Genomic DNA, 24,971 nt, shown 5'->3' with positions numbered 1-24,971 from the left:
GGTTTCAAGGATTTTAAGAAGATAGGATGCAATTCCCATTCCATGGAGCCTTTCCTTAACAAGAAATGCCACTTCAGCGGATTCAGCATCTGCTTCAGCATAAGAGCCGATAGCCACAATCTGTTTTCGTTTACCCAACTGCATCAATCCGATGATGGTCATGTTTCTTCGATAATCTACCTGGGCCCATTGTTTTTGAAGCATGTCCCTTGAAAAAACTTTTCGTTTGTTGAAAAATCTATAGTAAATAGAGTCTTCCTGCAGAGAATAGTAAAAATGCCTGGATTCAAACTCGTCAGACGGTAAAAGGGGTCTGAAATCAATGGTTTTTCCATTGGCCAGTTTTTTTGAATAAAGGTATTGATCCAGGAATAGAAGATCCTGAGTTGTTGGCGGAAGCTGATCCGGGAATATATAATGTCTTTTTTTGGCTTCCTCTATCAGGTCTTTTCTGAATTTCGGGTGAGCAATCCTTGCAAGTTCCATTACTCGTTGATAGATGCTTTTTCTTCGCATTTCAGCAATGCCGTACTCGGTCACTATGATATCAATATCTCCCCTGGTGGTTGCTACACCGGCACCTTCACTTAAATGGGGGACGATTCTTGAAATCTTACCATTTTGAGCAGTTGACGGAATAATGATAATGGAAAAACCACCCTCTGACATGGCTGAACCCCTGATAAAATCAACCTGGTCACCCATGCCGCTATAAAAAAGATACCCTTTTGAATCTGAACAGACCTGGCCTGTCAGATCCACCTCAAGGGCAGAACTGATGGAAATAAAATTATCATTTTTTGCAATCACATTGGGGTCATTTACAAATTCAGAAGATTTAAAATAAAAAATGGGATTGTTATCAACATAGTCATATAATTCTTTAGAGCCCATACAAAGAGATGCAACCACCCTGTCCGGGAGATATGATTTTTTTTTATTGGTGATGACTTTTTTTTTTAACAACGGCAACAGTCCGTCTGTGATAACCTGAGTGTGAATACCCAAATCTTTTTTGCGGGAAAGATAGGGAACCACTGCATCGGGAAGATGACCAAAACCAATTTGCAGGGTTGCACCGTCATCTACCAGCATGTTTACATAATGACCGATTCTTTCAACGACTTTTTGATTCTTCATTTCCGGCAGGGATTCCAGTATGGGCTCTTTATGCTCTACCAGATAATCAATTTCATCAATGTGAACATTACTGTCCCCCCAGGTTCTGGGCATCTCAGGGTTAATCTGAGCAATGACAAGGTCTGCATTTTTCATCCCGGAAAGGGTAATGTCAACCGAAATACCCAAGCTGCAATACCCATGATCATCCGGCGGACTGACCTGTATCAGCGCCACATCAAGGCCAATTTCATGGTTTTCAAAAATTTTAGGGATCTGTGATAAATAAACAGGAATATAATCGATTTTTCCTTCAAAAGCAGCTTGCCGCATTAAAAGAGAAATGAAAAACAGTTTTATAGAGAATCTTGAAAGAAAATTTTCATCATTGACATAGTTGGAAAGGGTAGCGGAAAGCATTTGATAGATGACAATATCCTGAATGGATAAATCTTCCACCATGGCTTTTATTAATCTTTGAGGCTCTCCGCATCCGGTACCGATAAAGACCCTTGAGCCGTTCTTTATCTTTTTGACGCTCTGTTGCGGTGTCAGCAGTTTGTCAGGGCAAACATCCTTAAGATCCATTCGAGTTTCTCCTGTCATGCCTGTAAAGAGAATTAAGTGCACTGATTATTAAATAATTTTAAACTAAAGTACAGGAAAAATAAGAGAACTGTCTTAAATTTAATGGAATCAGGCGTAAATTTTACCATACTTATCATGAATAAGCTTTGGAATGTCAAATTTCCGGTGGCAGGCAACTTTATGGCCGTCTTTGATATCTTCAAGCTCAGGTTCTTCTATTGAACATCGTTCCTCGGCAAATGGACATCTCGGATGAAATCTGCATCCTTCGGGCGGATTGATGGGGCTTGGGACATCTCCTTGAAGAATAATTCGATTGGGTGTTCTATCCACGTCAATATCAGGAATTGCAGAGAGCAGTGCAAAGGTGTAAGGATGCGTGGGTGAATCAAACAGATCGTTAGTTTGAGACAATTCCACAATTTTTCCAAGATACATGACGGCCAGACGGGTGCTTATATATTTTACAACGTAAAGATGATGGGTGACAAACAGATAGGTCATATTTAATTTTTGCTGCAGCTGTTTGAGCAGGTTTAAAATCTGTGCCTGTACAGATACATCAAGGGCAGATGTCGGTTCATCCAGGACCAGAAATTCAGGACTGCCGGCAATAGCTCGCGCGACAGCGATCCGCTGTCGCTGGCCTCCGGAAAATTCATGGGGATATCTTAACAGGTGATATTCATTTAATCCCACAAGTCTTAACAGGGATTTTATTTTTTCCTGCATATCATAGCTGCTTAATTTTTCAATCTCCCGAATCGGCTCGGCAATGATATTTTTTACAAGCATCCTCGGATTCATTGAGGTCGTCGGATCTTGAAACACCATCTGGAGTTTATTTCGGATCTTTTTTTTTTCATCTCCATTCTGCTCATGTTGACTATATTGACAGGGCTGTTTTAACCGTTTGGATAAAACTCTATATCTCCACTCGTAGAATCGTGTAATCGAATAATGGCTTTTCCTGTTGTTGTTTTACCACAACCGGATTCTCCGACAAGTCCTAGGCACTCTCCCCTGTAAATATCAAGATCAATCCCGTCCAGGGCTTTTACTGAGTTGATCTGTTTGCGGAGAAGACCGCCCAGGATCGGATAATATTTTTTTAAGTTTTTTAATTCAATTATTTTTTCCATGATAGTATTGGCTGACTAAAATAATTCCTTTTATTATTCCGGAGTTACAGCATAGCATGCCACTAAGTGGTTGTTCCCTGTATCTTTTACTTGGGGAGTTGCTTTTTTGCATTGTTCCATGACAAGGTTGCAGCGTGGATGAAACCTGCATCCTGTCGGGGGGGTCACAAGATTTGGGACGCTTCCCTCTATTGTTTCAAGTTCATCTGCCTGGGTTCGTTTGGGTACGGAGTTTAAAAGTGCTTTGGTATAAGGATGCCTGGGGTTGTGGAACAGATCTTTGACATCTGCCACTTCACACAGGTTCCCGGCATACATAACGCCCACCCTGTCACATGTTTCGGCCACAACACCAAGGTCGTGGGTAATCAGAAGGATGGAGGAAATAATTTGTTTTTTCAATGTAGTTAACAGCTCCAGAATCTGGGCCTGAATAGTAACATCAAGGTTGGAGGTGGATTCATCGGCTATCAGAAGAATGGGGGAACAGGCCAGTGCAATGGCAATAACAATACGCTGCTTCATTCCCCCGGAAAGGTTGTGGGGATAATCGTTGAAAATTTTTTCAGCATTGGGAATGGCAAGTTTTTCAATGATTTCAATGGACAGTTTTTTTGCTTCCCGGTTTAATCTTTTTTCCCATAATTTTAAAACAGGGATTTTGCATAAAAATTTAAGCAGGATTGATTGGGGGTTTTTGCTTAATTGTCCATAGGTCAAGTTAAGATAGGGTTTAATCAACGGCAGTGTCTTATCGGCTGTTGAGTTGAGCCGTTTCAGGATTGTGTCCGCCATTTCTTTTTTCCTATGAAAAAGAAAGCTTTCAGATACCTGGTCTCCAATGCTGAGTATTGGATTTAAGGCCGCATTGGGTTCCTGAAAAATCATTGAGATGTGATCGCCGCGAAGCGTTCTCATATACTCTTCGGATTGTTGTAAAAGATCTACACCCTGACTGTCGGAACCATTTTTATTATTTGTGCCGTGGAAAATAATCTGTCCGCTTTCAATCTTTCCGGGTGCCTGGACTATGCGCATGATGGAACGAACCAGGACACTTTTTCCGCATCCGGATTCGCCCACCAGACCGAATGTAATGCCTTTATCAATATCCAGGCTGATTTTATTAAGTGCTTTGACAACGCCTTCATAGGTATAAAAGTTTGTTGCCAGGTTTTTTATTTCGATTAACTTTGACATTAAAATATTTTCCAAATGTGTTTATTGCTTTGCAGTCATAATAGCAATCACGGCTTATCGTCTTCGCAGCTTTGGATCAAATGCATCGCGAAGGGCATCACCGATAAGATTCCAGGCCAGAACAAAAAGGATAATTGCCATTCCGGGAATAATAATGGTGTACCAGAATTTCAAAGGATCTCCAGGGGGGCCGACAATATAGTTTCTGGCCATGGCAACCATTTGTCCCCAGTCTGCATACCCTTTGGGTGCGCCTAGACCTAAAAAACTCATAAAGGCGGCGGTTAATACGACTGAACCGCATTCCATAAATGCAATGACCATCACGGGAAAGATTGCATTGGGAATGATGTGTCGAATCATTATTTTAAAATCAGACACGCCCATTATTTTAGCCGCCTGAATAAATTCCTGGTCCCTTAAGGTTAGAATACCGGATCGGATGACCCGGACATAATTTCTCCAGGCCACAGCAGCAATGGCATACATGATATTGTCAAGCCCCCTGCCAAAAGCGACAACAATGGCCATGGCAAGGACCAGAAAAGGGATGGCAAAGACCACGTCCACCAGCCGCATGATGATTTCATCAATAATACCGCCGTAATAACCGGCTATGGTGCCTAATGATACCCCGATTATAAGAGCAATACTGATCACAAATATACCGATTCTAAATGCAGTCCTGGTACCCCAGACAATACCGTAAAAAATGTCATACTGTCCCGTGGTTGTTCCGAAAATATGCTTTTCACAAGGGGCTTTTGGTGTAACAGCGTAACCTGAGTGGGGTATCATATATGGATTATGAGGGTTCTTGGGCGGAGCAATCCTGGGTGCAAATACGGCAATGAAAATAAAAACAAGAAGAAGCGCAAAGCCCATGAAAGCTGTTGGATTCTTAAAAATCCTGTAGAGTGTAAATTTGAGTTCTTTAAATTTTGGATGATTTTCTAACATAATTTAAGTTTCTATTATTAATATGTTAACTTAATCGGATCCTTGGATCTATATATGCATAGATAAGATCAACAATTAGATTTGTTAAAACAAAGATCACTGCCATGACAAGGCACATACTCATCAAAACAGGCATATCTAACTGAGTTGCGGATGAGGCAAGCCACCAGCCTATCCCCTGGCGGTTGAATATGATTTCAACGGCAATGCTGCCTTCCATCAGGAATGCAATTAATTGCCCTGCAATGGTGATAACCGGAATCAGGGCATTTCGTCTTGCGTGCTTTATATAGATTGTTTTTTCATCAGCACCTTTTGCCTTGGCAGTGATGATATAATCCTTTGATATCTCTTCTAACATTCCGGATCTCATTACCCGCATAAGAAGTGCGCAGATGACGATTGTCTGGGTTAGAACCGGCAGGACAAGATATTTTAGCGCATTAAAGGTGATGTCGAGTCTCCCGTTTAAAATGCCATCAATGGTATAAAGGTGCGTATACCTTGTAAACTCATCAGAGGTTCTGACAAACATTGTGAGTTCATCGCTCAGCACTCCCGGGGGAAACCAGGGGAAATACCCATAGAAAATCATTATTAGAACAAGGGCAAAAAGAAAGGTCGGCAAGGACCATCCAATAATGGAGAAAATTCTGGAAAAATGGTCAAAAAAAGAATTGGGTTTTCTTCCGGCTATGGTGCCCATCCATATTCCAAAGAAGATAATGCACGGGGCAGCAAAAAGATTTAATTCAAGGGTGATGGGGAAATAATACAAAAATGCTTCAACAACTGATCGTGATGCAACAAGTGAATATCCAAGATTAAGATGAGATACCTCTTTTACCCAGGTGAAATATTGAACATAAAAGGGTTTATCAAAACCATATTTTTTAATCAGTACCGGGATATCCTTTGCCATTTGAGGTGTGGAGACAAAAGCTGCAGCCCTTCTTTCCGGGCTGAAGGTCATCATCAGACCGAAAATGAGTATGGAAACCCCGAACATTACAAATATCAGTAAAATTAAACGTCTTGTTATAAATGTTGCCAAAACCGCACCATCGTAGGATAGATTGTTAACTCTGCAAGGGAGTTAAATCCCTTGCAGAGTATTGATAATTATTGTCTATAAAGGTATTTTAAGTATTCATGGTCATCATCGAACATGGGGTTTCCAACAAATCCTTTTATGTCAGACCGATACGGTTTGACCACGGTTTGCTGGTAAACGGTGTTGCCAACGGCCAGTTCATGCCATAAATCCTGAAGTTTTGAATAGGCGGCATTTCTTTTGGAGGGTTCTACATTTTGGATACCCGCATCACAAAGGGCATCAACTTCAGCATTTTTAAATCCGGAATATTTTCCATACACACCATTTGAATGCATGAAGGTATATAGAAAATTATGGGGATCAGGATAGTCTGCACCCCATCCAATGATGAATACAGGGTAGGCAAATTGACGATACTTAACCGTATAATCTTTCCATTCAACATTTCTGATCTCAATGTGGAATTTGGGATTCAATGCCATGATATTTTCCGCCATCATGTTTGCAGCAGCTTCCCTCAAGGCATTTCCGGTGTTATGGGTAATGGTCATTTTAAACCCTTTTTCCCATACTTTTCCGCCAAAGGCTTTTTTCATTTGGGCAGCAGCTTTTTTTGCATCAAATGCATAAAGGGCAACTTCCTTGTAGTATGGCAGGCCGATGCAGTTCGGGGAGCCCGGAAGATCGATAAGGTTCATGCCGACATCTTCTTTCATGGCCTTCCAGTCAATGGAATGGGAAAACGCTTTTCTTACATGGATATCAGAAAAAAAGTTTGGCGGGATACCCTTGCCGTCAAGTTTTCCGCTGCCAATGTCAGGGTTGCCTGTGGGATTAATTTTCTGGCAGAATATGGCTGCAGAATAAGAGAGTTGTGGAATTTTATAGATGGTAACACCCTTCATGGCCTTTACTTCTTCGATATAGGTAGCATCAAGATCAACCACGTCTGCGTCACCATTTTGAAGCATGAGTTTTCTGGTTGTCCATTCCGGAACATATTTTACAATGGCATTTTTAAAATAGGGCTTTTTCCCCCAGTATCCGTCAAAACGGGCAAGGACTAACTGATTTGAAGGGATCCATTCTTTTAAGGTATAGGGACCGGTGCCATTTGTGACTTTTTGAAGGGGTTCGGTATTAAAATCAGGATTATTATATTTTGCAGCGGTTTCAAGTTTGCCATCCCAGCAGTTGTTTTCAATGGCCCATTTTTTATTCACTATTGAGGAGCTTGTATATTGAATGATTCCCATGAGAGGAGGATAAGGGACAGGAAGATGGAAAACAATTTCATTGTTCTCAATTTCAACAGCAGCCATTATTTTTTCAAAAACGCCGTCGATTATTTTATCATTGCCGTCTCTTGTGCCGCCTTTGCCTGTCAAAGCTTCAAGTATCATCCACTGGGGACCGCCGGCCTGATCCATGATCATTCCACGTTCAAAGGAGTATTCAACGTCTTCTGGTGTAAGGGGGGCACCATTGTGAAATTTGATACCTTTTTTAATTTTAAAACGATAAGTTTTTCCATCTTTGGAAATACCGCCATTGGCAACAGTGGGCACCTGTACTGCCAATTCAGGAATAAAATTTTCAGTGGATGCGCCGTCAAAAGCAACAAGCCTCTCATAGATGTTGTAAAGCTTCATGCCGCTGGTTACATCATATGCGGTTCCAGGATCAAGGGTTCTGACCGTTCCATAACTTGCTTTTACAAAAGTGTCTTTGTCTGCTGCATTTGCAGGGCCAAAAAGCAAAAAGCATAAAAAGACCGATACAAGAAGAAGTAAAAGTTTTTTCATGTTTAAATCCTTTCTATAAAGTGTTGATAAAAATTTTCCAAAAGCATTCATAAAAATAGTTTTAATTTTTGAATGCTTCCGCACACATTTAAATAGTCATATTAACAAAATATAGCAATAGCTTTTTTGATATTTTTGCACTATAAAACCCTGTTTTTGTGCATAAACTCATTTATTTTAAGAGAATTTTGATGATTTGCCAAGATATCGGATAATTTTTTCGTTAAGTGGTGCTTTTCTTGAGAAGTCATTTCATTTTTTTTGTTGACTATAATAAATTAATACTATATTAATACCATATTAATTCAATGGAGACCGCATGATTCAGATTGAAATCAATAAAAAAGCAGATAAGCCGCTGTATGTTCAAATAAGAGATCGACTGGAGCAGGCAATTGTCGATAAGGAACTGAACCCCGGGGACAAACTGCCTTCAGTGGCAGCCTTTGCAAAACAAGTCGGCGTTACCCAGGCCACCATCAGAAGAGCATTAGAAGACCTTTCCAAACAGGGTTTAACAAAATGTTATGTGGGAAGAGGTACTTTTATTGAAGATTTTGACAACAAGAAAAGCCGTGAAAAAGATTTTTCTGACTATCAAAGCCGTGAAAATTTAAACGGATTCAGGAGTGCACAGGCCAGACCGGAGCTTAAATTTGCTGCTCAGCAATTAAGAAGAGGCATCTCAGAAGGTCTTGCGGAGCTGATGAATCTTGCCATGCAGCCGGACTTGATCAGTTTCGGTAAGGGCATCCCGGATCCCAAGCTTCATGAACCCGGTTTTTTAGAGGCGCTTGTCAAGGATGCATTAACAGAAGATCAGGAAAAATATATAGCGTGTATTGACTGTCAGGGATTTATTGAACTCAGAGAAGAAATTGCATCACGGTATGAAAACAAAGGAGTCCATATCACGCCGGATCAGGTTTTGATCACGAATGGATCTCAGCAGGCAGCAAGTCTTGTGGCTTTGGATGCAGCAGAAAAAAAACAGCATGTTATTTGTGAAGCACCCTGTTTCCAGGGGATCACGCAAACATTCGTCACCCATGGTAATTGGGTGGATACTATACAAAGAGATGAATTCGGGCCTGTTCCTGAATACCTGGATTATTTTACCGGTGAATCTTTTCTTTTATATGCGTGTCCTGAATTTCATAATCCCACAGGTACGGATATGGCATCTGAAAGGCATGAATATCTGGTTCGATGGGCCAAAAAGAATAAAGCCGTTATTCTTTCAGATGAAATATTCCAGGATTTAAGGTTTGAGGGATCAAGTCTAAAAAGTTTTTATAATACTCTTGGCGAAGAACAAACGATCATTATCTCTTCATTATCAAAATCATTGATGCCGGGATTAAGGGTTGGCTGGATGATCAGTTCTGCCGGACGTATCCGCACTTTTACAAAATTAAAAAGACTGATGGATCATGCATGCCCGCCTCTAATGCAGGGGATTGCCGTAAAGCTTTTCCAGTCTGGGAAATATGATGAACACCTTAAGCGTATCCAAAAGATCTATCTTAATCGGAGGAATGTGATGCTGGAGTGTTTGAAACAACAGATGCCGCAAGGAGTGACCTGGACATCCCCAAAAGGTGGTTTTTCCCTTTGGGTAACACTTCCGGAAGGATATTCCAGTATTGCATTGTTATTGTCTGCCATTGACAAGGGAATTAATTTTCTGCCCGGCCCTTTATTTGATATAGACCAGCGGTTTGTAAAGTCTTTCAGGTTAAGCTGGGCATGGTCGGATCAGGATGAAATTATTGAAGGAATTGAAATACTGGCAGATACAATTAAAGAGTTCTTGCGCCAGCCACCTGGTGATTCAGGGCTGAGTGGTTTGGGAAATTTTCAATAGAGATTTTAAAAGGAGGCGTTAGATTATGTTGTCAAATTCAGTGCTTTTGGAATTGTTGGCAAAAGAACGTCACCAGGCCTTTGAACAAGAAGCAAAAAAGATGCGATTATTAAAATTTATCAAAGCAAATCAGCAAAGAAAGCAATTTTATAGTGTTGAAAAGTTTGCCAACCTGTTAATATCCATGGGTGAACATTTGAAAAGAAAATATTGCCGAAAAACGTCCATGGACACAGATTCATCTGTATGTTTATCAAAAGATTCATGTGGATGTTAATCTCTATTATTATATTTTAATATTTCAAAGGGGGATGTATGAAAGTTCTTGTTCTTTATTATTCAAAGGGTGGAAATACAAAAAAACTTGCTCATGCTGTGCTGGAAGGCGTTGATAGTGTTGAGGGGGTTCAGGGGATATTAAAAAATACCAAAGAGGTAACCAAAGAGGACTTTATTGAAGCCGGTGGGATCATTGCCGGATCTCCTGTCTATTTTGGTACCATGGCAGCCCAGCTTAAAGCTGTATTTGATGATTTTGTAAGCACCCGGAGAAAGATGGATGGAAAGGTGGGTGCCACATTTGCCACATCCGGTGATCCCACCGGTGGCAAAGAAACCACCATGATGTCAATTATTCAGGCCCTTTTAATATATGGCATGGTGATATCCGGTGATCCCTTGTCAGCCACGGGACATTATGGTGTCGCGTGTGTGGGTGCCCCGGATGATAAAACCCGGGAAAATGCCCAAAAATTAGGGGAAAGGGTTGCACAGCTTGCGTTGAAACTTTCAGATTAGTACTGGTTCCAAAAAGCATTTATGATTTTTTTGAGGGAAATATCGGCTTCCAGTGCCCTGCACCACATCAACATTTATACCGTTCAACAGCTTTTGCCAAAATTTTTTAAAATCAATTTGTACTCTCTTGTGTAGGAGTATTGAACCGGAGGTACCGGTTAAAAGTATAAGTTGTTGCTTTTAATCCATAGCCGATACCCGGGTAAGTCATATAAATGTTTATGTCAGGCACTGATACGTGAAAGAAATTTACATAAAGAGATCCTCCCACATCGAACCAGATTTTTACAAAAATGTCTGGATTCTGACTGGTACCCCATGACACGTCCAAAGGGTTTGCATAAAAATATCCCCAGATGACGGTGTCTCCTCTATCCGTAATATTGGAACCCCCAAATTTCCATATTGCATGTGATGGTCCTATTTCAATTGTGTCTATTATTGCAGCTATATTTAAGTCCGGTGTAACTTCATTGTAAACTGGTTCAACATCGAGGTGATTGTACTGGCATCCTATTTTGTATGCATAAGCACAATTGCCATCCTCAAAATTGTCATCCGAGTCTGTTTTTCCCTCCATCAGGTAATGGCGTATGTACCTTCTATCAGCCATTATTGTCAGGTCCTGTTCATCATACCGACCATTATTTGAAAAATCCGTAAAAACATCAATGTTTGGTACAGATACATGGAAATAGTTGACGTCGGTTCTTCCATCAATGTCGATCCATACTTTGACAAATGCCTCTGGATTTTCCTTGTTGCCCCAGGAAACCTTGGATGGATCAGCGTAGAAATAACCCCAGAGAACCTTATCGCCTCTCAAGGTTGTAGATTCTCCACCTTGAAAAAATGTTGCCTCTATTTCTCCTGCTTCCACAGTGTCTATAACTGCGCCGATTTTAATATTGTCCAAAACTACTATTCCTTCAGGTTTGAGGTGCTTTATTACATTAACCTGGACCTGTACCATAGAGTCTGCTCCATCGACTATGGTTACAGATGCATTCCCCTGGCCTTTGCCGTTGATTGTTATGGTATTGCCGTTTAAGGTTGCTGTTGCAACATCCTCATTGTCCACCGACACAGTGTAAGGCTCCACGCCACCATAAATAGATGTGTATATAGACTCATCTTGTAAAACTGACAGGGATGAAGGTCTGGTGTTTAATTCTGTTGATTCCGTAACCGAAGCTCTGCCTGTGTGACCGGCATCATGATTATACATGGGCCAGGGGGAATCAGCCAAACCAGTGGAGGATGTTTCTATCGCGTACATATTTTTGGAAGGTATGTACAATGTGCCGTCCGGACCGATTGCAGGAGAGTATTCGACACCCCAAAGCATGTCATCCTTTTTCCACTTCAACGTTCCGTCCGGATTAACAGCATGAACATCAAAATTATATGTACCAATATATATGATGCCATCGTCGCCTATGGCAGGGGAAGTGTTGATCATGGAGCCGGCATTGTACTCCCACTTTTTTATGCCGTCGGAATTCAATGCGTATAGCTTACCATCCTGCGAGGGTACGTATATCGTCCCATCCGAGCCAATTGCGGTGGAAGCCCATATACTATCTCCGGTCTTAAATTTCCAATTAAGCGTACCATCAGGATTTAGGGCATAGAGATAAGTATCGTATGAACCGATGTAAACGATGCCGTCCAAGCCTATTACGGGTGAAGATTGTATAATGCCGTCAGTCTTGTAGGACCATTTGAGCGAACCGTCTGGTTTAATAGCGTAAATATAGTTGTCATGACAACCTATATAAACGGTACCATTCGGAGCAATGGCAGGTGAAGACCATTTGACTTCAGACAGCATCTCAAAGGCCCACTTCATTTTGCCTTCAGAAGTCAATGCATAGAGGTGATGGTCTTCTGAAGCTACATATATTGTTCCGTCAGGGCCTATGGAGGGGGAGGAAGTAAGGTAGCTGCCCATGTGAAAGCTCCATTTGACAGTGCCATCAGGATTAAGGGCATAGAGTTTCCTGTCTCCCGGGTCATCTATATAGATGGTTCCGTCAGGAGCAACTGCTGGTGAACTTCTAACCATTCCAACGGTAGAAAACGTCCATTTAAGTGTGCCGTCGGGGTTCACGGCAAAAAGGGCACCTTCAGTAGGAGTTTCATCCCATGAAGAGGAATTTGCTAATATTCCGCCAAAGTATACCGTACCGTCTGGTCCTATGGCTGGACTACTCCAGATCAGGCTCTCCGTCTCGTAGATCCATTTGACATCGCCTTCTTGGGCATTAACAATAATTGTGAAAAATAGATTGCAAATAAATAATGTCGTTAAACAAATCAGGGTTAGCATATAGCCTGTTTTTGAAACGCTCATTGATATCCTTACTTAAAAATATTGAAATTCACTGCGAACCTAGTAATTTATCAAACTAAAGTTCTGGAAACAAGTAAAATCTCCTAAATTATTGATTGTTTACAGAGAAAGTTAAGGTTTCAGGTTCAAAAGTCAGGGTTGAAAAATAATCATCCATGGTTTCAGCTCTTCTGATCAGTTCAATACTTGAATCTTCTTTCAACAGCAACTCTTTGGGTCTGAGATGACCGTTATAATTAAACCCCATGGAATGCCCGTGAGCCCCGGTGTCGTGGATGATTAAAATATCGCCTTCAACCGTATCCGGCAGTTCTCTTTGAATGGCAAATTTGTCGATATTTTCGCATAATGCACCCACCACATCAACTTTTTCTAAAAGGACGCAATCCTCTTTGGCGTGAATATGGATGTGGTGATAGGCGTCATACATACCCGGTCGCATAAGTGCTGACATGGATGCATTCACACCAATATATTTTCGATAGGTATTTTTATGGTTAATCACAGATGTGACCAGCACGCCATGAGGGCCCGTGATATATCGGCCGCTCTCCATGTATAGTCTGGGCACCCAGCCGTTCAGGTTTTTAAATTTTTTAAAAAGCCGGTGAATTTCATTGGCCATGGAATCAAGGTCAAAGGGTTTTGCATCCGGGGTGTAAGGAATGCCTATGCCCCCGCCAATATTGATAAATTCAAAAGTAATATGGAGTTTCTTATGGATCAGTTCAACCATATCCAGCAGCATTTGAGTGGTTTCAACCATATATTCGTAATTCAGTTCATTGGAGGCCAGCATGGTGTGAATCCCGAATCGTTTAACTCCAAGCTGTATGGACTGGCAGTAAGCCTCAATAATTTGGTCATGGCTGACACCATATTTTGATTCAACGGGGTTTCCAATAATTTTATTGCCTTTTCGCCGGGAGCCGGGATTGTATCTGAAACAGATAAGGTCGGTAATGTTTTTTAATTTTGAAATTAAGGAGATGTCATCCGGATTCAGGATGCACCCACCATTTTCCAGTGCTGTTTTAAACTGGGAAGGGTTGGTATTATTTGAGGTAAACATGATATTTTCCTCAAAACTGCCGATCTGTCTGGATAATAATTTGCGGTAGAACGTGGGAAAGCCTTTTTTTGTATGAATCTGACATTGGCATGATAGGAATATTCCTTATTTCGGCGTCTTTGGCAGCATTATTTTAGCACTCTCCTTATAAGTGGAAAGAGCGATAAACGTTTTGGTATCTTTAACAACATCGAGATTTGCTATTTTAGTGCTTAAAATGGTTTCAAGCTCCGTATTGTCCGACACGCGCAGCTTGACCATGAGACAGTCTTCGCCTGCCAGGTAGTGTACTTCCTGTATTTGTTCTATTTTTGAAAGCATTTCACCGGTTTCAATGAGCCTGCCGGGCGTAACCATCTTGATTTGAATAAAAGCAATCATTGAACAATTAAACATATCGGGATTGAGACGAACTTCATACCCTTTAATCACGCCTTGGGCTTCTAACTTCTTGATTCGTTCCAGTACGGCAGATGGGGCCATTCCAATATTTCTGGCGACTTCCACATTAGGCACCCGGGCTTTTTTTTGTAAAATTTTTAAAATTTGAAGGTCAGTATTATCCATTTTTCCATTTTATCTTATTGAGTTTGATAATAGAGAATTATATTCTTGAAATTATAGTTTGTCAAGAATATAATTTTGTTATTTATATATTCTCACGAATTATATTCATTCTATATTAATGTGTGCTTAACTTTTGATTTTTGTTGATAAAATAAAATGTTTAAGATACATTTACCAAACAACAATATATATACGGTAACGAAGGTTGATACTATCAAATATGAGAAATGATCCAATCAAAGTTCTAGTGGTTGATGACGAGGAAGGTATCCTTGATGTAACTGAAGGATATTTTCAGAGAAAGGGTTATGAGGTTTATACTGCCGGTAATGGGATTGAAGCTCTTGAAGTCTTGAACCGGGTAAAAATTGGATGTGTATTTACTGATATTAATATGCCGAAGATGGATGGTCTGAAGTTGGCTGAAAAGATCAGGGAAAGGGAGAGTACTCTTCCTGTCGTCATCATGACAGGGTATCCTTCTTTGGAGAATTCCATACAAACATTGAAAAATGGTGTTGTCGATTATCTGATCAAACCTGTTAATCTTGAACAAATGGAGCTGACACTCAAAAGAATTTTAAGGGAACGCGAGTTGTTTGTTGAGAATTTGATTTTAAAAGAAGAGGTGGAACGGCAGGAACGGTTAAAAGAATTGAACTATGAATTGCTTGAAAGGGTTGAAGAAGTAAATACATTGAACCGGGTGATGGAGGACTTTTCTTCAACAGATTCAAGTTATGGCATTTTTAATAAAGTCGTTGATTTAGGTGTGGAAGAATTAAAGGCGGATAAAGTCTTTTTCCATATATATTCTGATCAGGATAAATCCCTGGTACTTGTCGCAAGTTCTGATTGTGGTATTGAAAATGAAACGGTTCGTTCATTGTTTGGAAATGAGCTTTCAAAAACTGCCAATGAATTTATCCTTGATGTTTTGAGTACGGATCACAACCCCTGCCTGATTTCAGGGCCTGGGCAAAACAAATATCTTGATGATGTGATCCATTCTTTAATGGTTGTGCCGTTGAAAATTCGGGACAAGATTTTTGGTGTTGCCAGTGCTTTCTCCTTCCGGGAGGATAAGCTTTTTAATGAAAAAGATATTTATTATTTGAGTTTTATCACACAGAAAGCAGCCTCTGCTATTGAAAATATCGCGCTATATGAAAATATTTATGACAATCTTTTCTCAACGCTCTATGCATTTGTAACAGCCCTTGAGGTACGGGACCTGTATACGAGAAAACATTCCACAAGAGTTGCAAGATATGCACATCTGATCGCTGAAGAAATGGGTTGTACAGAGGAAGAGCTTGATATTATCAGTTTTGCCGGAAGTCTTCATGATATAGGCAAAATTGGCATCCGGGATGATATTCTTCTAAAACCCGGCCGGCTGACAGATGAAGAATATGAGAAAATTAAAGAACATCCGGTGATTGGTGCGGATATTATCAGTAAGCTGGGACTGTGGGATCAGGAAATGAAGATTATCCGGCATCACCATGAACGCTTTGATGGTAAAGGTTACCCGGATGGGATAAAAGGGGATGAAATCCCTAAGCTCGCAAGGATCTTATGTGTTGCCGATTCATTTGATGCCATGGCTTCGGACAGGGCCTATAGAAAAAAGATGGAAAAGAGTAAAGTCCTTGAAATCATAAAGGAGAACTCGGGTACACAATTTGATCCACAAGTCGTAGAAGCGTTCTTAAAAGTTGCAGATCAGGACTTGCCGGATGATTTTTAATGGCTTGAGCGTTAGTTTGAATTATGATACTTTGTTTTTAAAACTATTTGCATGAAAATAAAAAAAAGCATGGAGCAAATCTAACCATGGCCGCCTCTAAAAATGATGAAAGACGTAAGCATTCCAGAGTAGGGTTTGCAACGATAATCCGGATATTGCTTGAAGCGGATGGGGAAAAAATCAATTTAGAAGCAAGTTCCAGGGATTTAAGCCTTAAAGGGATATTTGTTACTACGGAAAAGAAATTTTCTTCCGGAACAAAATGCGCAATCACGGTTTATCTTACCGGCACGATAGATAAAATTGAATTATTGATGAAGGGGACTATTGTCAGAGTCAGTGATAATGGCATGGGAATAGGGTTTGATTCCATGGATGTGGATACCTATTCTCACCTTAAAAATATTGTGCAGTATAATAGTATTGATGAATCGGTCTGAGCCTTGGTTTAATGCTATACACTATGAAAAGGGTAAAAGGGATGTATCATGGATGTTAAGCTTATAAATCCTTTTATTAATGCCACCATTAATGTTTTGGAAACCATGGCATTTATGACGGTTAATGCGGGTCAACCATATGTTAAAAAAGATAATATTGCAATTGGTGATGTGTCGGGAATTTTAGGGCTTACAGGGGTGGCTAACGGTACAATAGCCGTAACATTTGAAGAGAAATGTATTCTGGCAGTAGTCTCCAATATGTTTGGCGAAACCATGAGTGAACTGAATAATGAGATAGCGGATGCGGTAGGAGAGCTGACAAACATGATTTCCGGTCAGGCAAGACGGGAGCTGGAAGAGATGGGAAAGGTATTTAAAGCAGCCATTCCTTCAGTTGTAACCGGAAAAAATCATAGTATCATGCACTTTACCAACGGACCTAAGATTGCTATCCCCTTTAATACCGACAATGGAGATTTTACAATTGAGGTCTGTTTTGAAAGATAGAAAGTCCGTTTTAATTAGAAGGAGGAAAATGTGGCAATGGACACATCCATCAAGATTTTGATTGTTGACGATTTTGCTACCATGCGCCGTATTCTTAAGAATATTTTAAAACAGCTTGGTTTTAAAAATCTTGTGGAAGCTGATGATGGTACAACTGCCTGGGAAGTACTGGAAGGGCAGAGTATTGACCTGATCATATCAGATTGGAATATGCCTAAAATGACCGGTCTTGAGCTTCTAAAGAAAGTCCGCGCAAGTGATACTTATAAAGGCACTCCTTTTTTAATGGTTACGGCTGAAGCTCAAAAACAAAATGTTATAGAGGCTGTTCAGGCAGGTGTTTCAAATTATGTTGTCAAGCCGTTTACTGCTGAAGCGATTTCTGACAAGCTTGAAAAGATTTTAAGATGATAATTGCCCCGACAACCGTTGCAAAAAATGAACCGGGGATAGTCACGGAATTCAAAGGGACAGGTTTTGACCGGGTGGGGATAGCCGGTGACAGCAAAGGGTTGATAACAGTGCTTGATACCGCAAGAAAGGTATCAAAATTCGATTCTTCCGTTCTGATTACCGGGGAAAGCGGTACGGGTAAAGAATTGATAGCAAGAGTCATTCATAGAAATAGTTCAAGGCGGGATGGTCCCATGGTCGTAATCAATTGCGGTGCTATCCCCGGTGAACTGCTTGAAAGTGAATTGTTCGGACATGAAAAAGGGGCTTTCACAGGTGCCCATCGTCCCAGGATCGGACGATTTGAAATTGCAGATCAGGGAACGATTTTTCTGGATGAAATCGGGGACATGAGTCCTGATTTACAGGTCAAATTATTAAGAGCAATCCAGGAAAGACAGTTTGAGCGTGTGGGTGGAACATCTACCATCAAGGTGGATATCAGGGTGATTTCAGCAACAAACAAAGATCTGCCTGTAGCAATTGCAGATGGATTATTCAGAGAAGACCTTTATTACCGTCTTCATGTTATTCCCATTCATATTCCGCCCTTGCGTGAACGAAAAGAGGATATCCTCTTATTAGCGGATCATTTTCAAAACAATCTGACTAAAAGGATGAATGGCTATCAGATTAAAATTTTTTCCGAAAAAGCCAAACAAGCTTTGCTTCGTTATGACTGGCCCGGAAATATCCGGGAACTTGAAAATTTAATCGAAAGAGTATCCGTCCTGGTTGAAGATCAAACAATTGAGCCTTATGATTTGCCGGAAAATATTATTGCTAATTCTTTCCAAAGCACATCTATCTCTGTGGTATCTGTCTTTAATAATGGGATTGGATTTAATCAAGCTGTGGATCAATATCAAAGATCCTTGATACTTCATGCCTTGAATGAAACCGGGTGGGTTAAAGCAAGAGCGGCACAGGTTTTGAAAATGAATAGAACCACTCTTGTGGAAAAAATAAAAAAGATGAATATTGAACCGGAAAGAGAAACGCCATTTTTTTGACATTTTTATTGCCTCCTGATCATCTGCATTCAATACCCAGTCGCTCGTAAAATTAGTTTATCGTGAACCATTGCTTTAATTCCTTGATTTGATCTGTTATTATAAATATAAATAGCCGTGATATGGCATACTATTTGCTTAATGCTAAGATATGGTAAGATGTGGCATGATATGGTATTTTGAAATGGTATAAATCCATAAAACAAAGTAAAGGTTATGAGTGAATCAAACTACAAATTAAGTAATGGTTTTAACTTATGGCAAGTCCTGGTCATATCAATTTTTGTATTCTGTTTTCTACCGCATACTGCATTGGCAGAGCAGGCAGTGATGAAGAAAATTCAAATTCAACATGATCCTTTGTCTGTAAAATTGTTTGTGACACAAAACATCCCTGTTAAAGTCATTCAGGTTGAAAAAAAAGAACTTCTGGTTGCATTGAAAAATGTAAAATTAGAAAAAGGTTTCAGGATATTGGGGAAAGAAAACTCAGTAATTAAGCATGTTGCCGTAGAACATTTGCAGGGCAATGTGATTGCTGTTATTTTAAGCAGCCACCGCCCTTATGGCGTTATTCAATCCCGGTTCAATAAATCGGATTCAAGCTTTACTATTAACCTTGAAAAAAAACAAGAGAAAGCCGTATCCATTCCGAAAAATTTTCCCTCACAGCCTGAAAAAAAAGACACTGCTCCAAAATCGATCAAAAAACAAGAAAAAGAAGCTGTCAAAGAAGTTAGGGCAAAACCCGTAAAAGTAATAGAAAAAGCGCTTTTTCAAGAAGAGAAAAAGATTGAAAAAACTCAACCCCTCCCAATACCTGAAATATCAAAACCAACCAATAAAATACCATCAAATCAATCTGTCAAAATTGTAACACCTGCCTATATCCCACCCAAAAGAGAGCAAAGCAAGTACAAAGGGGATATCAGTGATCTTATCCGTACAATTGACGGGTCCCAGTGCGATTCAAAACAGATCACCAATTCGATACTTCTTTTAAAAAAGGATTTGTACAGGGAGGCGTTTGAGGTTCTGGATCAATATATTTTTCAGGAAAATTTTACCTGTCTTGAGCAAGGATATTTTTTAAGGGCCTATGCATTTTATAAAAGTGTGGAAAAAGAAAATTTTGCTCAATTGTTGAAGGCACAGCGTTTGTTTCAGGATGCATTGGTATCCTATCCTAAATCATCCTTACTCCCATATGGATACTCGGCCATTGGGATGATTCATAAAAAATTGAATAATTTGTCTGCGGCCCAGGGATATTTTAATATTGTCAAGCAAGGTTATCCCGAGTACTCAGGACTTTCTGAGATCATGTATCATCTGGCAGATATATATGACCGGCAAGGTTATCCGGATAAAGCATTAAGGTATTATAAACAGGTTTTTGAAGATACGGCAGAGAACAATTATATACCGGATGCCGGTATTGGGTACGGGAAAGCCCTTTTTAAGAAAAGACAGTACCGGGATTCATTAATGGTTTTAAATTATGTTGTTCAATCAAATCCTAAAAAGGTTTATGCCTCCCATGAATTATTGCTCCACATTGGAAATGCCAATTTTGAGATTGGACAAAGCAAAGCTGCAAGACAAACCCTGATCCGCGTATTAAATTTATTCCCGCAGATTGAAGGCCGGGATGTTATTTTAAGTAAAATAGGTGATACTTATGGCATGGAAAATAATCATGAAAAAGCCATTAAACTCTATGAACTGGTCAGAGAAAAATTTCCTGATTCCGAAGGATATATCGCAAGCTCTATAGGGATTGCGCGGTATCTTACCAAAGACCAGGAAAAAATTGATATTTATGAAATGATCAAGAATAAATTTCCTGAAAATAAATTTGCCAGAATCGCCATGATGCGTCTGGCAGAGATTTATCAGGCAAATGGTGAATACAATAAATGCATTAAAGAGATAGAGGATTTATTATCGACACACCCCAGAGGCTTACGGTATGAGGCGGTTAAGCTGATGCAAAGAGCCTATGAAGCCTTGTTTAAAAAACAGTTAAAATCAGATGAATATACAAAGGTATTGAACAGATATGAACTTGAACACGAAAGAATTGACAGAATGGGAAGCAGAAAAATTGCTTATACCGTCGGGCTTGCATATCTTCGGGCAAAATTATATGAAGAATCATTTAATCATTTGATTAATGCATACAAACAATATAAAAGATCTTCAAGATCATCCCAATTGCTTTTCGGATTGGGTGTAGCCATGGATGAGTCCGGTCGGAATGATGATGCGTTAAAATTATTTAATGCATTTTCAAAGCGGTTTCCTAAAAGCAGGCATCGGGTGGAAGCGCTGTCACGAGCAGGAGATATTTATCTTGAGAAGAAAAAATATAAATTGTCTTCTGCAAAGTTTGATGACGCATACAAAATATCAAAGAGTCTTCTTGAGAAAGGAAAAATTCTAATTTTGCATTCAACCGTGTATGAAAAAAAAGGGGATATGAAGACTGCTTCAAATTTTCGCGAGAAAGCCATAAAAGAGATTGCGCTGGCATCGGGTGAAAATTATGAAGTTTTAACCGATACTTATAAAGAACTGGGGCGGACATATACAGCTCTTAAGAAATATATAAAAGCTGCGGATTCTTATTTTAAAGCATTAAGTTTTTCAAAAAATGATCGGGAAAAGGCAAACCTTGGATTTTTGCTTGGGGATGCATATCAAAAGGGGAATATTATTCCAAAAGCCAAAAAGGCCTTCAGGCAGGTGGTTGTATCATATGATTCAGTATGGGCAAGGCTTGCCCAGCAACGGCTGAATACGTTTGAGTTGGCACAAATGGTTCAAAGCTCTTAGGAGGTCAGGGAAACAAACAAAATATGCCGGGACATAGAATTTTTATTATACTTGAAAATCCTACGGAGAGAATGGAATATACCCGGTTTTTTAAGGATCTTGGCTTTTTGGTAGACACGACTCCTGATGGGTCTGAGGCCCTTTCATATCTTATTGAAAAAAAACCGGATATGGTAATTGCCGATATCGCAACACCCGGATTTTCTGCTATTGAGTTCCTGAAAAAAGTTAATGAAGCTAAAATTTTATGCCAGACGATTATTTTGACGGCAGAGCCTGTTGTTGAGCATGCTGTAACTCTGATGAAGCTTGGTGCTTTAGATTATTTGATCAAACCGGTTGAAATGGAACAGCTCGAGCTGAGTGCCAAAAGAGCATTGTTGGTATCAAAACAAAAAGCCCCATCCAAAAAGGTGTCTTCTTCACGGCGTAAAAAGGTTAAAATCATTACCCGGTATAAAGGTATTCAAAACCTGTTAACACTTGTCTCACGAGTTGCCAATTCAAGTGCTTCCGTATTTATACAGGGCGAGAGTGGTACGGGAAAAGAATTGTTTGCAAAATATATCCATGAAAAGAGTGACAGATGTGATAGAGCGTTTGTTGCAGTAAACTGTGCTGCATTGCCTGAAAATCTTTTGGAAAGTGAACTTTTCGGACATGAAAAAGGTGCATTCACCGGTGCTATATATAGAAAAACAGGCAAATTTGAATTGGCACATAAAGGCACTTTATTTCTGGATGAAATTACTGAAATGCAATTTCACCTTCAGGCAAAATTGTTGAGGGTCCTTCAGGAAAAAGTCGTGGACCGTGTGGGGGGAACCGAGCCGTTTGATGTGGATGTCCGGGTGATTACCACAACAAATCGCGATGCAAAAGAGGCCGTAGAAAAAGGTGATTTCAGAGAAGACCTTTTTTATAGACTCAATACCATTCCCATCGTCATCCCTCCTTTAAGAGACCGCAGGGGGGACCTTGAAATATTATGTAAATTTTTTATTCAAAAATATTGTAAAATTGACGGCCGTCATGTCAAAGGCTTGACAAGTAAAGCAATATCTTTCCTGAATCACCATCCCTTCCCGGGGAATGTGCGAGAACTTGAAAATATTATTCATAGAGCAGTCCTTCTTGCAGATTCTGATCTGATCGAACCTAATGATCTCTTGATGGACGGGGTTGAATCAACGGGTGATCTGCCGGACCCGGTCGCTGATCAAGGTTTTGGGCCTGGTCCCAGTTCACTAAAAGATATGGAACAGAAAATGATTTTTAAAACCCTTGATCAAACAGAGGGTAACAGAACCCATGCTGCAAAAATTCTGGGTATCAGCGTTCGGACCCTTCGAAATAAACTCAACGAGTATAAAGAAAAAAAACTGATTTAAGTTCCAGGCATATAAATTGCATTCATAGTAATTGTAACAATATTTTTATTTAATATTATCTTGAATTTTAACTCATATTGAGAGGGAAAATGGCGGATTCTAGAATTTTTGGCCACACATTAAAGATGATTGGAAAGTCACTTGATGTGTCAGCCAAGCGGCATAATTTAATTGCAGGCAATATCGCCAATATGGATACCATAGGGTATAAGCCAATGGATCTTGATTTCAATAAAACTCTCAAACGGGCCATGGGTGAAAAAGAACCGGATTTTTTGGACAGGACTCATTATAAGCATTTGCCGGCAAATGATGAAAATTCGTTTGCAATGAAGGGGAAGAATAGTGAAGAGGTTGATATTTATCACCTTGATTCCGTGAATATTGATATGGAAATGATGAATCTTATGGAGAACAATATTAAATATCGTGCAACAACGGAAATGTTATTGAGAAAAATGCAAATACTGAATTATTCAATTGATGAAGGAGGTAAATAATCCATGGATCTTTTGAATGCATCTAAAATAAGCGGAACCGCTCTTGCCGCCCATCGAACCAAGATGAATATTATTGCAGAGAATCTTGCAAATGTTGATACGACAAGAAGCAAAGAAGGTGGACCCTATAGAAGAAAAATGGTTGTTTTTAAAGGGGATGACATAGATTCCTTTAAAAGTGTTATTGAAAAAAAGCAATTAAAAAGAGAGCAGGCAGGAATAGAACTTTCTCCCATTGAGTTTGATTCTGAAAAAAAAGAAGGCAGGGGTACCGGGGTAAGAGTTGATCAGATTGTCAGATCCCAGGAAGATTTCAGGCTGGTTCACAATCCAGCCCATCCTGATGCTGATCCTGATACCGGTTATGTAAAAATGCCCAATGTGGATCATTTGACGGAAATTGCAGACATGTTGGTGGCCAAACGAAGTTACGAGGCCAGTGTTACTGCACTTTCCGCCACAAAGGATATGATTTTGAAAGCACTTGAAATAGGTAGGTAACTAGGAGGGAATCATTATGACTGGGATAAAGGGTATCAATAAAATTTCTTTAAATACTGAACCTCTGACCCACAAAATAGCGAGGCGTAACACTGATTTCGCCCGGAGAATCGAAGCGGCCATTAAAGATGTGAATACAAATCAGCACATTGCAGATGATGCCATTGAAAAAGTTATCCAGGGAGAAATGGGTATTCATGAAGGGATGATGGCCCTTGGAAAGGCTTCAACATCCTTGAAAATTCTTGCACAGGTCAGAAATAAGGCCATGACCGCATATAACGAAATCATGCGGATGCAGGTATAATATTATTATGGATTTAATGGAGTGTTAGGTTTATGAATCCCGTCATCGAAAGAATAATTACGACATTTAAAGAGCTGCCAATGTCCAGGAAAATTGCTCTTGGCGTTTTTGCAATGGTTCTTGTTGCAGGGTTTACCACACTGTTTGTCTGGGCCAACAAGACTGAGTTTAAGGCGGCTTACAGCAGACTTTCAAAAGATGATGCCGCATTGGTCGTTGACAAACTCAAAGAGTCCAATACACCCTATCGTCTCACAGGGGATGGCACTACCATTATGGTGCCAAAGGCTATCGTTTATGATGTCAGGCTTTCCATGGCAAAAGAGGGGATTCCCAAAGGTGGCGTTGTCGGGTTTGAAATATTTGATAAGACTGAGTTCGGGACCACCGAGTTTGTTCAAAAGATTAACAAAAATAGAGCGATCCAGGGAGAACTTGCCAGAACCATCAGTGCTTTTGATGAAGTCAAAACAGCTCGCGTAATGATTGTACTGCCAAAAGATTCGGTGTTTGTTGAAGAGATAAAAAAACCGTCCGCATCTATTTTATTGGAGTTAATCTCTGATCTTGATAAAGAGAAGGTTACGGCTATTGCTCATTTGGTGGCAAGTGCCATCCAGGATTTAACCCCAAAACTTGTTACCATTGTTGATACAGCCGGCAGAATTCTTTTTGAGGGAAAATCCGAAGAGGAACAGGCTAAGATAAATGCCAGAAATTTTGCTGATGCCCAG

The 24,971-nt window shown here is 40.0% G+C and carries 24 protein-coding genes; 14 read left to right on the top strand and 10 right to left on the bottom strand.

What is annotated here, in order from left to right:
• The 7 genes from K8S13_RS22905 to K8S13_RS22875 all read right to left on the bottom strand — a co-directional run.
• Positions 1-1,707: acetyl-CoA hydrolase/transferase C-terminal domain-containing protein (locus K8S13_RS22905; RefSeq protein WP_291466044.1), on the bottom strand; the 1,707-nt coding region annotated here is incomplete at its 3' end.
• Positions 1,708-1,815: 108 nt separating this feature from the next.
• Complete coding sequence (locus K8S13_RS22900; protein WP_291466043.1) at positions 1,816-2,541, bottom strand: ABC transporter ATP-binding protein; 726 nt, start codon at positions 2,539-2,541, stop codon at positions 1,816-1,818.
• Between the two features lie 71 nt (positions 2,542-2,612).
• Positions 2,613-2,849, bottom strand: a complete 237-nt coding sequence (locus K8S13_RS22895) for an ATP-binding cassette domain-containing protein (protein WP_291466042.1) — start codon at positions 2,847-2,849, stop codon at positions 2,613-2,615.
• A gap of 33 nt (positions 2,850-2,882) precedes the next feature.
• On the bottom strand, positions 2,883-4,049 hold the full coding sequence (locus K8S13_RS22890) for an ABC transporter ATP-binding protein (protein WP_291466041.1): 1,167 nt from the start codon (positions 4,047-4,049) through the stop codon (positions 2,883-2,885).
• 54 nt (positions 4,050-4,103) lie between these two features.
• Positions 4,104-5,009 carry an ABC transporter permease gene (locus tag K8S13_RS22885; RefSeq protein WP_291466040.1) on the bottom strand — a complete coding sequence of 302 codons (906 nt, stop codon included), beginning with the start codon at positions 5,007-5,009 and terminating at the stop codon, positions 4,104-4,106.
• 25 nt (positions 5,010-5,034) lie between these two features.
• Positions 5,035-6,063, bottom strand: a complete 1,029-nt coding sequence (locus tag K8S13_RS22880; RefSeq protein WP_291466039.1) for an ABC transporter permease — start codon at positions 6,061-6,063, stop codon at positions 5,035-5,037.
• A 68-nt stretch (positions 6,064-6,131) separates the two neighbouring features.
• The gene (locus K8S13_RS22875; RefSeq protein WP_291466038.1) at positions 6,132-7,871 is read right to left on the bottom strand and encodes an ABC transporter substrate-binding protein; all 1,740 of its coding nucleotides are present in this window, start codon (positions 7,869-7,871) and stop codon (positions 6,132-6,134) included.
• Positions 7,872-8,190: 319 nt separating this feature from the next.
• On the opposite strand from K8S13_RS22875, the gene K8S13_RS22870 reads away from it, so the two are divergent.
• From K8S13_RS22870 to K8S13_RS22860, 3 genes are read left to right on the top strand one after another with little or no spacing between them, the layout of a single operon-like run.
• Positions 8,191-9,738, top strand: coding sequence for a PLP-dependent aminotransferase family protein (locus K8S13_RS22870; RefSeq protein ID WP_291466037.1), 1,548 nt, complete (start codon positions 8,191-8,193; stop codon positions 9,736-9,738).
• Positions 9,739-9,763: 25 nt separating this feature from the next.
• Positions 9,764-10,015, top strand: a complete 252-nt coding sequence (locus tag K8S13_RS22865; RefSeq protein WP_291466036.1) for a hypothetical protein — start codon at positions 9,764-9,766, stop codon at positions 10,013-10,015.
• 38 nt (positions 10,016-10,053) lie between these two features.
• The gene (locus K8S13_RS22860; RefSeq protein WP_291466035.1) at positions 10,054-10,536 is read left to right on the top strand and encodes a flavodoxin family protein; all 483 of its coding nucleotides are present in this window, start codon (positions 10,054-10,056) and stop codon (positions 10,534-10,536) included.
• Between the two features lie 112 nt (positions 10,537-10,648).
• Here the strand turns inward: K8S13_RS22860 and K8S13_RS22855 are convergent, their stop codons facing one another.
• From K8S13_RS22855 to K8S13_RS22845, 3 genes are all read right to left on the bottom strand, one after another.
• A complete protein-coding gene (locus K8S13_RS22855) occupies positions 10,649-12,892 on the bottom strand; it encodes a PQQ-binding-like beta-propeller repeat protein (protein ID WP_291466034.1) in 2,244 nt (747 codons plus the stop codon).
• An 88-nt stretch (positions 12,893-12,980) separates the two neighbouring features.
• Entirely contained in the window at positions 12,981-13,967 is a 987-nt protein-coding gene (locus K8S13_RS22850) for a diaminopimelate decarboxylase (protein WP_367172837.1), read from the bottom strand.
• Between the two features lie 102 nt (positions 13,968-14,069).
• On the bottom strand, positions 14,070-14,531 hold the full coding sequence (locus tag K8S13_RS22845) for an Lrp/AsnC family transcriptional regulator (protein WP_291466033.1): 462 nt from the start codon (positions 14,529-14,531) through the stop codon (positions 14,070-14,072).
• A gap of 220 nt (positions 14,532-14,751) precedes the next feature.
• Between K8S13_RS22845 and K8S13_RS22840 the strand changes: the two genes are divergently transcribed.
• The 11 genes from K8S13_RS22840 to fliF form a co-directional block, all read left to right on the top strand.
• The gene (locus K8S13_RS22840; protein WP_291466032.1) at positions 14,752-16,284 is read left to right on the top strand and encodes an HD domain-containing phosphohydrolase; all 1,533 of its coding nucleotides are present in this window, start codon (positions 14,752-14,754) and stop codon (positions 16,282-16,284) included.
• Between the two features lie 86 nt (positions 16,285-16,370).
• On the top strand, positions 16,371-16,724 hold the full coding sequence (locus tag K8S13_RS22835; RefSeq protein ID WP_291466031.1) for a PilZ domain-containing protein: 354 nt from the start codon (positions 16,371-16,373) through the stop codon (positions 16,722-16,724).
• A gap of 48 nt (positions 16,725-16,772) precedes the next feature.
• Positions 16,773-17,234 carry a chemotaxis protein CheX gene (locus tag K8S13_RS22830; protein WP_291466030.1) on the top strand — a complete coding sequence of 154 codons (462 nt, stop codon included), beginning with the start codon at positions 16,773-16,775 and terminating at the stop codon, positions 17,232-17,234.
• 36 nt (positions 17,235-17,270) lie between these two features.
• Positions 17,271-17,645 carry a chemotaxis response regulator CheY gene (locus K8S13_RS22825; protein ID WP_291466045.1) on the top strand — a complete coding sequence of 125 codons (375 nt, stop codon included), beginning with the start codon at positions 17,271-17,273 and terminating at the stop codon, positions 17,643-17,645.
• Positions 17,642-18,700 carry a sigma-54-dependent Fis family transcriptional regulator gene (locus K8S13_RS22820; protein ID WP_291466029.1) on the top strand — a complete coding sequence of 353 codons (1,059 nt, stop codon included), beginning with the start codon at positions 17,642-17,644 and terminating at the stop codon, positions 18,698-18,700. Before K8S13_RS22825 ends, K8S13_RS22820 begins: the two co-directional genes overlap by 4 nt.
• A 330-nt stretch (positions 18,701-19,030) precedes the next feature.
• Positions 19,031-21,538, top strand: coding sequence for a tetratricopeptide repeat protein (locus tag K8S13_RS22815; RefSeq protein ID WP_291466028.1), 2,508 nt, complete (start codon positions 19,031-19,033; stop codon positions 21,536-21,538).
• Between the two features lie 23 nt (positions 21,539-21,561).
• Complete coding sequence (locus K8S13_RS22810; protein ID WP_291466027.1) at positions 21,562-22,929, top strand: sigma-54 dependent transcriptional regulator; 1,368 nt, start codon at positions 21,562-21,564, stop codon at positions 22,927-22,929.
• Between the two features lie 89 nt (positions 22,930-23,018).
• Positions 23,019-23,429 carry a flagellar basal body rod protein FlgB gene (flgB, locus tag K8S13_RS22805; protein WP_291466026.1) on the top strand — a complete coding sequence of 137 codons (411 nt, stop codon included), beginning with the start codon at positions 23,019-23,021 and terminating at the stop codon, positions 23,427-23,429.
• Between the two features lie 3 nt (positions 23,430-23,432).
• Positions 23,433-23,930, top strand: a complete 498-nt coding sequence (gene flgC / locus K8S13_RS22800) for a flagellar basal body rod protein FlgC (RefSeq protein ID WP_291466025.1) — start codon at positions 23,433-23,435, stop codon at positions 23,928-23,930.
• Positions 23,931-23,946: 16 nt separating this feature from the next.
• Positions 23,947-24,237, top strand: a complete 291-nt coding sequence (gene fliE, locus K8S13_RS22795) for a flagellar hook-basal body complex protein FliE (protein ID WP_291466024.1) — start codon at positions 23,947-23,949, stop codon at positions 24,235-24,237.
• 32 nt (positions 24,238-24,269) lie between these two features.
• Positions 24,270-24,971: flagellar basal-body MS-ring/collar protein FliF (fliF, locus tag K8S13_RS22790; RefSeq protein ID WP_291466023.1), on the top strand; the 702-nt coding region annotated here is incomplete at its 3' end.

The sequence above is a fragment of the Desulfobacula sp. genome, from assembly GCF_021107415.1.
This window is presented reverse-complemented; position numbering and strand designations above follow the sequence as displayed.